The sequence below is a fragment of the Marinilactibacillus sp. GCM10026970 genome (assembly GCF_042660675.1).
Taxonomy (GTDB): domain Bacteria; phylum Bacillota; class Bacilli; order Lactobacillales; family Carnobacteriaceae_A; genus Marinilactibacillus.
On the sequence record NZ_JBHSUL010000018.1, the window covers coordinates 25,882 to 38,017 of the forward strand.

Consider the following 12,136-nt stretch of genomic DNA (forward strand, 5'->3'; position numbering starts at 1 on the left):
AAGTAGGAAATGAAAAGAAGGTTGTATATATGGATAGAGATTGGGAATTATTTTTACTTCCGTATACCCAAACAGTTAATGAATTAAAAGTTAAACTTAAAGGTTTACGGTCAATGTACAAACTAAGAAAAGAACACGGACCAATTGAATTTGTGACGGGGCGAGTAAAACCTGTCAATAGTATTTTACTGAAATCAAGAACGAGAAATATCTCTCTTGATAAATTGGAAACTGATATGGAGGACCTAGCCGGTATTCGTATTATGTGTCCGTTTGTGGAAGATATACATGATGTCGTAAAGATGCTTAAGCAAAGAGAAGATATAAAAGTTTTACAAGAAAAGGATTATGTGTCTCATAAAAAAGAAAGTGGGTACCGTTCGTATCATTTAATCTGTGAATACCCAGTCCAGCTGATCGATGAGTTAAAATATGTACTGGTTGAAGTTCAAATACGTACGCTTGCCATGAATTTCTGGGCATCTATAGAGCATTCATTGAATTATAAGTACCAAGGAGTATTTCCGGATGAAATCAATATCCGTTTACAAAAAGCTGCAGAATCGGCTTTTAGATTAGACGAAGAAATGTCTACAATTAGAGAAGAAATTAAAGAAGCTCAAAGGAATTTCAGATTCAAAGATGAGCAGGAAGCATTTGATCTGAATAACTGGAAGGAATAATAACGTGAGAATAGCGATTGTTTATAACTCTACCGAAGAATCCATTAAAGTATTCAAGAAACTAAGAGCGATGCTGCTGGAACATCAGTTTATTTTAGACCAGAAAAACCCTTCAATTGTTATATCTGTTGGAGGGGATGGAACGTTGCTTTCCGCATTCCATCGCTATGCTCATATGCTGGATAGCGTAAGATTTATCGGTGTGCATACTGGGCATTTAGGGTTTTACACAGACTGGCGTGAATATAATATTGGTGAACTAATCGAGAGTTTGAAATCCGACAATGGTGAATATGTTGAGTATCCACTATTGGATGTAGAAATTTACTATAATCACAAACCTAAACCCACTCATTTCCTAGCATTAAACGAGTCTACAATCAAAAGAGTAGATGGAACATTGGTTTGTGATGTCTACATAAGAGATGAACATTTCGAACGTTTCAGAGGAGATGGACTTTGTATTTCAACACCTACAGGATCTACAGGCTACAATAAGTCTATCGGTGGAGCCGTTTTGCACCCTAGACTTGAAGCTTTACAGCTAACTGAAATGGCTTCACTTAATAATAGGGTGTTTAGAACACTCAGTTCACCACTTATTATTGCACCTGATGAATGGATAAGAATCAGACCAATCGAAACAAATGACTTCGTACTTTCTATAGACCAAGTGGTTACCAATGAAACACAAGCAACGGAATTGAGATTTAAAATTGCAGAAGAGCGAATCAGGTTTGCGCGTTACCAACATACGCATTTTTGGAATCGTGTAGAGGATGCATTTTTAGGTGCCAAAAAGAACGAAGACTAATCTTTTGAACAATGGTTCAATCGGATTAACGTAAGGGACCAGTAAAGCAGGTAGATTTTGATTTAATCAAAATCTACCTGCTTTACTGATGATATCAGAATATAAAAAGAGACAGGTAATAAACTTAAACTATGTTTGACCATTTATGACGACTATCTGATTAAACTTGCTTGATAAACGCTGAGCCAATTTGAATTTTGTGTTAGTATAAATGCAGTCTAATGACAAGTAAGAGAGTAAAACTCTCTAAGGAGAGAATAAAAGTAATGATGATTGAATGGACTTATGAAAAATCTGAACAGAACACCTTGAAGTCTTTTTTACAAGAACAATCTGTTTCTAAAAAAATGCTGGCGAAAGTTAAATTTAAAGGCGGTCAGCTTGAAGTAAACGATCAGATCGTAAGAGTTAGAGAATTGTTGAATTACGGAGATGTGGTTAGAATGTCTATTCCAATAGAACCGTCAAATCCACATTTGATTCCATCTTACAATGAACTGGATATTTTATTTGAGGACGAACACTATATCATAATCAACAAACCTTCTGGCCTGGCATCTGTTCCTTCACCGACGCATAGAGAAGATACGATGGCGAATAGAATTAGAGGATATGTAGAAACGCAGCAATATATTCACAAGACAGTACATGTCGTTACAAGACTGGATAGAGAAACCTCTGGAGCAATGATTTTTGCAAAACACGCTTTTGCGCATTCCATGATCGATCAAATTTTGAGAAGACAAGAAATCGATAAAACCTATCAGGCAGTTGTATCTAAAGTATTAACTGAAAAGCATGCTTATATAGACGGACCTATTGGTCGTACAGTGGATTCGATTATTACTCGGATGGTTAGAGATGATGGAAAGCCCTCGTTGACTGAGTACTGGACAGAAGAGATATTAGAGGAAGCTACGTTGGTTAAAGTTAAATTGCACACGGGAAGAACTCATCAAATCAGGGTTCATTTTGCATATGACGGTCATCCTTTGATAGGGGATGATCTTTACGGAGAAGATAGTGGAAGATTTCATAGACAAGCCTTACACTGTTCTAAACTTCAATTTAAACATCCTTTTACGAATGAAGATGTTCTAGTTGAAGCGCCGCTCCCAGAAGATATCACTGGCTTAATAGCAAATCTAAGAGGTAATTAAATGGTTAGAAAGAAAAAAATGACTAAAAAACAAAAACAGCAGAGAATACAAGTATCTGTGACAGCTTTCCTGATTGCTTTAGCATTTTTTATAGGATTATTTTTTGGAGATAATCCATATGATGCGGATTACTTTACAGATAAGTGGCAGGAACTCACAAGAGAATGGTCTACGTATCTTCCAAGGTTTGAACCGGAAAGTAGCTCCAATGGAACGATTCGCTTTTTTGACGTTGGCCAAGGGTCTTCTACATTGTATCAGTCAGAAGATGGTACCAATATTGTCATTGATACAGGTAGATATGACGATTCAGATAAGCGGATTGTTAGTTATCTTGATAAATATATTGGAACTGGTGGAAAAATTGATTTGCTGATTTTCACCCATAATGATGCAGATCATATTGGGAATGGCGATCTAGTGTTGGAATACTTTCAAGTGGATGAGGTCTGGATGAACGGGGTTGATCACACTACTAGAGTTTACGAGAAGTTACTAGACGCAATTAGTGAATCAGATGCTAATTATTATGAACCTAATGCTGGTGAAACCAAAGATATCGGTCCTTTTAAGATAGAAGTGCTGAACCCTCAAGAAAGCAATAGAACCACGGATCACAATGAAGAATCAATTATGACAAGAACGACGATTAGTGGAACGAGCATCATGAACTCAGGAGATGCATCTTCGACTGTAGAAAAACAAATCGTAAAACAATATAGTAATTTGAAGGCAGATGTTATGTTGGTTGGTCACCATGGTTCTAAAGATAGTAATAGTACAGAGTGGCTAAGTGCTGTTGATCCGGAAGTAGCCATCATTCAAGCTGGTTTAAATAATAGTTATGGGCACCCACATGAAGAAACACTTGAACGAATCAATCATCAAGGGATTTCTTTGTATAGTACAATGGATGAAGGGACAGTCACTGTTACCGTTGAAGAAGACGGTACGTTTTCAGTAAACAAAGATTAATCCTAAACGTAAAAGAAAAACAAACTAGTAATGGAGAGGGTATCATGCGTGTTGTTTTGGAATCTGTCAATGATGAGCTAGCTACGTTAATTCCAGATGATGGATCTGGCGCAATCGTTATTGGAAAAAAAACGCTTCCGGCGTTTGTTCATGTTGGGGATGTTCTTGAAGTGGTATTTCAACTGGAAGATTCTGTCCATTCAATCGAGTCAATTGAACGGCTAGTAGGGGAAACGGAAAAAAGGAAAGCAAGAATTAAAAGCAAAAGAGAAAAATTGAAGAATCGAAAAAACTGATGGAACCAGATCGGTTCCATCAGTTTTTTTAGTTATACAATATTTTAAAGCTCTTTAATCATTCTATGGTGCGGAATACCGGCGTCTGGAAAACCTTCGCCCTTAATAGTATATCCTGATTTTTCATAAAAGCTGAGTGCGTGATCTTGCGCATCAAGTATCAGCTTTCTCCCTTTAAGAGACTGAACTTTAGCTTCTACTTCTGCCATAAGAAATTTTCCAGTCCCTTTACCTCTAGCCGTTTTTGAAACAGCAACTCTTTGGATTTTGTAAACGTCAGGTTCTTTTTCATATATCCTAGCTGTTGCGACGGGAGAGCCATCCAAATAGCCCACCACATGTGAGGTCTGATCTTCTAATTCATCTATTTCTAGTTCGACAGGAACTTTTTGTTCCTCAACGAACACTGTTTTTCTTATATGTATAGCATCTTTATAAGTTGGATCAGATAAATCCGTAGTCCATTTAAATTCCATGATTTTTCCTCCTTATTGAATGATTCTTATAATCTTATCATTATTTTTACTTTTTCGTCAATGAATAGTACTAACTCCCCCTTTTAATTCTAGGCGCACTGTCATATAATGAAGTGTGAATATAAAAGCCGAGGAGATATAAAAATTGATAAATTGGAAAAATTCTAAAATAATGTTTTGGACGATATGGTTTTTAGCTGTAGCTTTACTGATTTTTATACTACAACAAATCGATTTTATATTAAATCCTATACTCGCTATTTTAACGTCTTTATTTATGCCGTTATTAATTGCAGGGTTTTTATTTTATTTATTGAACCCTATAGTCAAAGGGCTTGAAAAAATAAGGGTGAAAAGAATATTCGGAGTCACACTCGTTATGATTTTTTTAGTAGGATTGGTTGTACTGACGGTATTTCTAGGTCTGCCTATCCTAATTGAACAAACCAGCTCTTTAATTGCGGGCATTCCAGATTTTATAAATGAATTAGATTTTTACTTTAGAAAGCTAGGAGATGAGCCGTGGATGGATCAGGTGGATTTCAATGAAATTCTCCTAAACATTGAAACTTGGCTCAGAGATCTATCATCAGGATTTTTAGGAGGTATGATGACCAGTGTAGGAAGTTTCCTTCAAAGTCTGACTGATTTCTTTTTCACCTTTATCACAGTACCTGTCATTTTATTTTATATGTTATATGACGGTCATAGATTTCCAGGGTATTTAGAAAAAATCAGTCCAGAACCATATAAGAAAAATACAAAAGAACTAGCATTGAAAATAAATGAAACGATCGCGAGTTATATAAGTGGAAAAGGGATGGCTTCTTTACTTGTTGGAATTTTATTATTCATCATGTATTCAATTGCTCAGTTTCCTTTCGCTTTACTCTTATCAGTATTTGCAGCGATCACCAATTTTATTCCTTATGTTGGACCGTTCATTGGAGCTGGTCCGGCTATCATAGTAGGACTAATAGACTCACCAGGAAAAGCAGTACTTGCAGCAGTATTTGTTCTGATTGTTCAACAATTAGATGGTAATCTGTTTACACCTTTCCTAGTAGGGAAGTCACTTTCCGTTCATCCGCTTACCGTCATTTTGATCTTGTTGGCTTCTGCCAATATTGCTGGACTATTAGGGATGTTGATTGGTGTTCCAGTTTTTGCGATCATTAAAACTGTGTTACTTTATATACTGAAAATCAACAAAGAAAAGAAAATAACACTGACGAAATAATGAATAAGATAAACTTAATGATGCTTGATAGAAGAAGGAGTTACTATGTCGACAGAAGTAAATGAAAACAGACAATTAAAAAAAGAAGTAGAATCTAGAAGAACCTTTGCGATTATTTCGCATCCGGATGCTGGTAAAACGACCATCACAGAGCAATTACTACTATTTGGTGGTGCAATCAGACAAGCAGGTACTGTTAAGGCTAAGAAGTCTGGTAAATTTGCAAAATCCGATTGGATGGAAATTGAAAAGCAACGTGGAATTTCTGTAACCAGTTCGGTTATGCAATTTGATTATGATGAAAAAAGAATTAATATTTTGGATACTCCAGGACACGAGGATTTTTCTGAAGATACCTACCGTACATTGATGGCCGTTGATGCTGCTGTCATGGTAGTAGATAGTGCCAAAGGTATAGAAGAGCAGACAAAAAAATTATTTAAAGTTTGTAGAATGCGGGGTATCCCAATCTTTACATTTATGAACAAACTGGATAGAGATGGTAGAGAGCCGCTTGAACTCGTTGAAGAACTTGAAGAGGTTCTTGAAATTGATGCTTACCCGATGAACTGGCCGATTGGATCTGGGAAAAACTTCCTTGGCTTATATGATTTGTTCCATAACCGTATTGAAATGTTCCGCCCAGAAGAATCAAATCAAGGGAATCGATTTATTCCACTTAATGAAGAGGGAGAAATCGAAGAGGAACATGCTTTAAAAAATGAAAGTTTATATGATCAGGTTCTTGAAGAAGCATTGCTTTTAAAAGAAGCAGGAAATGAATTTTCTAAAGAAGCGATTCTAGATGGAGAGTTGACACCAGTATTCTTTGGCTCAGCTTTGACAAATTTTGGAGTTCAAACGTTTTTAGAAACGTTCTTGCAATTTGCTCCAGCGCCTGTAGGACATACGGATGTGGATGGAAACGAAGTTGCACCTACTAAAGAAGAATTTTCAGGATTTGTATTCAAAATACAAGCTAATATGGATCCTAAACATCGTGACCGTATCGCTTTTGTCCGAATTTGTTCAGGCGAGTTTGAAAGAGGTATTGATGTAACTTTATCTCGTACAGATAAAAAAATGAGACTATCTAATTCTACTCAATTTATGGCTGAGAATAGAGAAAGCGTTAAAGGGGCTGTAGCAGGAGATATTATTGGCCTTTATGACACTGGGAACTTCCAGATAGGCGATACGATCTATGAAGGTAAACAGGAAATTAATTTTGAAAGTCTTCCTCAGTTCACCCCTGAATTATTCGTTAAAGTGGAAGCTAAAAACGTTATGAAACAAAAATCTTTCCACAAAGGAATTAATCAATTAGTTCAAGAAGGTGCGATTCAATTATATAAGTCGTTCCATACGGAAACGTATATTATCGGTGCAGTAGGACAATTGCAGTTTGAGGTGTTCCAGCATCGTATGCTGAACGAATACAATTCTGAAGTCGTCATGACTTCCATTGGTAGTAGAATTGCTCGATGGATTGATCCTGAACAACTAGATGAAAATATGGGATCTAGCCGAAATATGCTGGTAAGAGACCGTTTTGATCGCCCATTGTTCTTGTTTGAAAATCAATTTGCTGAAAGATGGTTTAGCGACAAATATCCTGGAGTTGAATTAACTTCATTACTATAAAATAGAAAACGCACCTCCATTACTGCAATTGCAGTAATGGAGGTGCGTTTTAGTGTTTATATCTTATTCATCTGTTTCTTCAGGAGATTCAGAATCATCATTATTTGTTTCGGTTGTTTCAGATGGAGTCGAACTCTCTTCAGAATGTTGAGTAATGACGATTGAATTTGAATCGTCTACCGTAGCCATGATATTTCCGACTTGAGGATTGTTTAGATAAAACTCAGCAACTTTGTCTTCGATTTGCTCTTCAATCACTCTACGGAGCGGACGGGCACCCATCTTAGGATCATAACCAAGATCCACTAATCTTTCTTTTGCGGCATCATCCACTGTAACGGTAATATTGTGTTGTTTAAGTGCTGAATTAATATCTTCTAACATCAACGTCACGATTTCAAGTAAATGTTCTTTGGATAATGAATGGAACTCCACAATACCATCTAAACGGTTCAGGAATTCTGGTTTAAAGAACTCTCCGAGATTATTCAACAATGAATGTTGACGTCCACTGATCTGTGCACCGAAACCAACACTAGATTCAACATTTGTTGTACCGGCATTACTTGTCATAATAATAATCGTTTCTTTGAAGTTTACTGTACGACCTTGCGCATCCGTTAAACGACCATCATCTAAAATTTGTAAGAACATGTGCAATACATCCGGATGTGCTTTTTCTACTTCATCGACTAAGATTAGGCTATATGGATTACGACGAATCTTTTCAGTCAATTGACCGGCTTCTTCATATCCAACGTAGCCAGGAGGGGAACCAATCAGTTTGGACGTGCTGTGTTTTTCCATAAACTCACTCATATCCAAACGAACATAAGAATCTTTGCTACCGAATAGTTCTAGAGCAAGGGTTTTAGCAAGTTCTGTTTTACCTACACCCGTTGGACCTACAAATAAGAATGATCCAATTGGTCTGTTTTTCTGTCTTAAACCAATACGGTTTCTTCTGATAGATTTTGCAACTTTTTCTACCGCATCATCTTGACCAATAACGTGTTTACGAAGAGAATCATCGAGATCTCTTAATTGCTCTTGTTCTTTTTCTTTCAGTTCACCGACTGGAATACCTGTTTTCTGTTCAATAATGTGCACCATATCTTTTTCAGTAATAACAGGTAGATCAGATTCTGGCGTTTGCTGATTCATCATTTCTTTGTGCTTCGTTACTTGATCACGGTAAAAAGCCGCTTTTTCGTAATCTTCTTGCTGAAGAGCAGATTGCTTTTGTTTTTCGGCTTCATTGATTTTTTCTTGAATCTCTTCTGGATCAATTGTGCGAATCGTTAAGTTCTTTTTAGATCCAGCTTCGTCCAGCAAGTCGATTGCTTTGTCTGGCAAGAAACGGTCTTGTATATATCGATGAGATAATTCAACCGCACTCTGGATAGCTTTATCTGTATAGTTAACGTGATGATAATCCTCATACTGTTTTTGAATACCTTTAAGAATCGTGACGGTTTCGTCAAGAGACGGTTCACTCACTCGGACCGGCTGCAAACGACGCTCTAATGCTGGATCTTTTTCTATTTTTCTGTATTCATTTAAAGTTGTAGCGCCCACCATTTGAAGCTCGCCACGAGCTAGTGCTGGTTTCAAGATGTTGCCGGCATCCATGCTGCTACCTTCGGCTGTTCCAGCCCCCACTAATTCATGAACTTCATCGATAAACAAGATAATGGAATCATCATCTCGTAACTCTTTGATTAATTGTTGCATACGTTCTTCGAATTGCCCTCGAATACCGGTGCCTTGAACAAGTGAAGCTACGTCTAATCGAATCACTTCTTTTTTCAATAACTTTTGTGGAACGTCATCATTAATGATCTTTAATGCGAGTCCTTCTACAATAGCTGTTTTACCGACACCAGCTTCTCCTGTCAGTACAGGGTTGTTCTTGGTTCTACGATTCAATATTTCAATAACCCGTTCAATTTCTTTGTCACGACCGATTACGGGGTCGATTTTTCCTTCTTTAGCCATTTGTGTTAAATCTACACCGTACTCTCCAAGAAGGCCGCCTCTACGGTTAGGATTTTGAGGAGGTTGCTGCCCGTTTCCTCTAAAATTTTGCTGAGTAGGGGGAGTCTGTGGATTTTGTGGACTTGCATTGTTTTGCGACAATGCTTTAAAAAGATCATCGAAGTTTCCGAAACCGAAAGGATCTTGTCCTGCGCCTTGATTCATTCTTCTTTGCTCCTCTTGTTGTTTAATTTCTCTATAACATTTCTGACATAAATCTATTTCTCGTTTTTTTCCGTTAACACTTGTCGTTAAATGAATTGTTGCATTGCGTTGCATGCATCTTTGACATATCATTTCTAGACACGACCTTTCTATTATTTATCATAATTACAGTATACTAGGATAGCAGCAAAAGGTCAGTTGGAAAGATTACCTGATTTTCAGCGATCAATGAATATAAAATGATTTCTTCGAATAGACATTGACCAATTTTGACCTATCGCTAACTTTTATTATACTCTGACCTATTTTGACTTTCAAGTGATAAATACCTCGAAATAGTAAAAAATAGTTGTAGGTAATTGAGAAAAGTGGTAATCTGTATAGGAAGAAAGGTAAAATTGACTTATTATGCCTAATTCTACTGTTTTTTGAGTATAATTTATGGTAAGGGTTGTTTTACTATTTTCAAAACTACTAAATTTGTAAAGGGGAAACTTACAATGGAAAAACGCAACTATAACGTAACTGCAGAAACAGGTATTCACGCACGTCCAGCAACATTATTGGTACAAACTGCGAGCAAATACAACTCAGATATCACTTTGGAGTACAAAGGTAAATCTGTGAACTTGAAATCTATCATGGGTGTTATGTCACTTGGTGTAGGTCAAGGCGCAGAAGTTACAATCTCTGCTGAAGGTGCAGACGAAACTGAAGCAATCGAAGGAATCGAACAAACAATCAAAAACGAGGGAATGGCTGAATAATGGCATCACAAGTATCTGGTATTGCTGCAAGTGATGGTATCGCTCAAGCTAAAGCATATCTTTTAGTAGAACCTGATTTATCATTTGAGAAAAAGACGATTTCAGATGTTGAATCTGAAGTAACGCGTCTTCAGGCTGCTATTGATACTGCTAAAGAAGAGCTTGCTAATATACGATCTATTGCTGCTGAGTCACTTGGAGAAGAAGAGGCGCAAGTCTTTGATGCACATACTATGGTGCTTTCTGATCCTGACTTGATAGAGCAAACAAACACTGTAATCAATGATGAAAAGGTTAATGCAGAAGCTGCTTTTCAAAAGACATCTGACATGTTCATTACAATGTTTGAAGGCATGGAAGATAACCCTTATATGCAAGAAAGAGCAGCGGATATCCGTGACGTGCGTAAGCGCGTAATGTCTCACTTGCTTGGTGTAAAACTTCCAACTCCTGCAACTATTGATGAAGAAGTCATTATCATTGCAGAAGATCTAACACCAAGTGATACTGCTCAGTTAAATAAAGAATTTGTAAAGGCTTTTGTGACAAATATTGGTGGACGCACTTCTCACTCTGCTATCATGGCTCGTTCGTTGGAAATACCTGCAATTGTAGGAACAAACAACATTACGGAACTTGTATCAGAAGGTGACTTTTTAGTAGTCGACGGAATGGAAGGCGATGTATTCATTAACCCTTCTGAAGATACTAAAAAAGCTTACAACGATAAAGCAGAAGAATTTGCTTCTTTAAAACTTGAGTGGGAACGCTTGAAAGACGAAAAAAGTGTCACAAAAGACGGTAAACATGTTGAGTTAGCTGCTAATATCGGAACACCTAAAGATTTAAATGGTGTAATTGAAAATGGTGGCGAAGCAATTGGTTTATACCGTACTGAGTTTCTTTATATGGACTCAAAAGAACTACCTACTGAAGACGAACAATATACTGCTTACAAAGCAGTCTTAGAAGGCATGGATGGAAAACCTGTTGTTGTTCGTACGATGGATATTGGTGGGGATAAAGAACTTCCATATCTAGAACTTCCTAATGAAATGAACCCATTCTTAGGATACAGAGCGATTCGTGTAAGTTTGGATCAAGATGAGATTTTCCGTACACAACTACGTGCTTTACTTCGTGCGTCAGTTCACGGGACTTTGAGAATCATGTTCCCTATGATTGCGACTCTTCCTGAATTTAGAAGTGCGAAAGCTATTCTAGAAGAAGAAAAAGCGAAATTAGGCGAAAATGGTATCGAAGTTTCTAATGACATTCAAGTTGGTATCATGATTGAAATTCCAGCTGCAGCTGTTTTAGCTGATCAGTTTGCTAAAGAAGTTGACTTCTTTAGTATTGGAACAAATGATTTGATTCAATATACAATGGCAGCTGACCGTATGAATGAACGCGTTTCTTACTTGTACCAACCATATAACCCTTCAATTTTACGCTTAATCAAGAATGTTATTGATGCAGCGCATAAAGAAGGTAAGTGGGCTGGTATGTGTGGAGAAATGGCTGGAGATCAAATCGCTGTGCCAATTCTTGTTGGACTAGGACTTGACGAGTTTTCAATGAGTGCTACTAGCATTCTTAAAACACGTAGTTTATTAACTGAACTTGATTCAACTGAGATGAAAGAATTAAGTGAAAAAGCACTTAACGAATGCACTTCAGCAGAAGAAGTTATCAAACTAGTTGAACAATACACTGCAAAATAAACAAAAAAGCACTTCAGAAGACGTTAAGTCTTTTGAAGTGCTTTTTTTTATGGTTCTATAATAAATAACGTTGGTGAGAATTCACCAACGTTATTTTTCTTTGCTTAAATTAGAAAACAAGTGAGTTCTCCTGTAGAATAATAGTCGACCAAAAC

Annotated in this window: 11 protein-coding genes; 9 read left to right on the forward strand and 2 right to left on the reverse strand. The window is 37.0% G+C overall.

The genetic code is table 11. The features are described 5' to 3' along the window. Window positions 1-29: 29 nt before the first annotated feature. From ACFP65_RS06225 to ACFP65_RS06245, 5 genes are all read left to right on the forward strand, one after another. A complete protein-coding gene (locus ACFP65_RS06225) occupies window positions 30-683 on the forward strand; it encodes a GTP pyrophosphokinase (RefSeq protein WP_379916931.1) in 654 nt (217 codons plus the stop codon). Window positions 684-687: 4 nt separating this feature from the next. Continuing rightward, complete coding sequence (locus tag ACFP65_RS06230; protein ID WP_379916933.1) at window positions 688-1,497, forward strand: NAD kinase; 810 nt, start codon at window positions 688-690, stop codon at window positions 1,495-1,497. A gap of 266 nt (window positions 1,498-1,763) precedes the next feature. Beyond that, window positions 1,764-2,657 carry an RluA family pseudouridine synthase gene (locus ACFP65_RS06235; protein WP_379916935.1) on the forward strand — a complete coding sequence of 298 codons (894 nt, stop codon included), beginning with the start codon at window positions 1,764-1,766 and terminating at the stop codon, window positions 2,655-2,657. Beyond that, the gene (locus tag ACFP65_RS06240) at window positions 2,658-3,632 is read left to right on the forward strand and encodes a ComEC/Rec2 family competence protein (protein ID WP_379916937.1); all 975 of its coding nucleotides are present in this window, start codon (window positions 2,658-2,660) and stop codon (window positions 3,630-3,632) included. It abuts the gene before it with no gap. Window positions 3,633-3,676: 44 nt separating this feature from the next. Then, entirely contained in the window at window positions 3,677-3,928 is a 252-nt protein-coding gene (locus ACFP65_RS06245) for a DUF3006 family protein (protein ID WP_379916939.1), read from the forward strand. Between the two features lie 44 nt (window positions 3,929-3,972). On the opposite strand, the gene ACFP65_RS06250 is transcribed toward ACFP65_RS06245, so the two are convergent. Next, complete coding sequence (locus tag ACFP65_RS06250) at window positions 3,973-4,404, reverse strand: GNAT family N-acetyltransferase (protein ID WP_379916941.1); 432 nt, start codon at window positions 4,402-4,404, stop codon at window positions 3,973-3,975. Window positions 4,405-4,549: 145 nt separating this feature from the next. Between ACFP65_RS06250 and ACFP65_RS06255 the strand changes: the two genes are divergently transcribed. Both ACFP65_RS06255 and ACFP65_RS06260 read left to right on the forward strand, forming a co-directional pair. Beyond that, the gene (locus ACFP65_RS06255; RefSeq protein WP_379916943.1) at window positions 4,550-5,644 is read left to right on the forward strand and encodes an AI-2E family transporter; all 1,095 of its coding nucleotides are present in this window, start codon (window positions 4,550-4,552) and stop codon (window positions 5,642-5,644) included. 45 nt (window positions 5,645-5,689) lie between these two features. Next, entirely contained in the window at window positions 5,690-7,288 is a 1,599-nt protein-coding gene (locus ACFP65_RS06260; protein ID WP_379916945.1) for a peptide chain release factor 3, read from the forward strand. Between the two features lie 63 nt (window positions 7,289-7,351). Here ACFP65_RS06260 and ACFP65_RS06265 read toward each other — a convergent pair whose 3' ends face one another. Further along, window positions 7,352-9,622: an ATP-dependent Clp protease ATP-binding subunit gene (locus ACFP65_RS06265; RefSeq protein WP_379916947.1), complete on the reverse strand. Its 2,271-nt coding sequence runs from the start codon at window positions 9,620-9,622 to the stop codon at window positions 7,352-7,354. A 368-nt stretch (window positions 9,623-9,990) separates the two neighbouring features. Here ACFP65_RS06265 and ACFP65_RS06270 point away from each other — a divergent pair, with 368 nt between their 5' ends. Further along, window positions 9,991-10,257 carry a phosphocarrier protein HPr gene (locus ACFP65_RS06270; RefSeq protein ID WP_225744353.1) on the forward strand — a complete coding sequence of 89 codons (267 nt, stop codon included), beginning with the start codon at window positions 9,991-9,993 and terminating at the stop codon, window positions 10,255-10,257. Continuing rightward, window positions 10,257-11,981 carry a phosphoenolpyruvate--protein phosphotransferase gene (gene ptsP / locus ACFP65_RS06275; protein WP_379916949.1) on the forward strand — a complete coding sequence of 575 codons (1,725 nt, stop codon included), beginning with the start codon at window positions 10,257-10,259 and terminating at the stop codon, window positions 11,979-11,981. Before ACFP65_RS06270 ends, ptsP begins: the two co-directional genes overlap by 1 nt. Window positions 11,982-12,136: the final 155 nt, after the last annotated feature.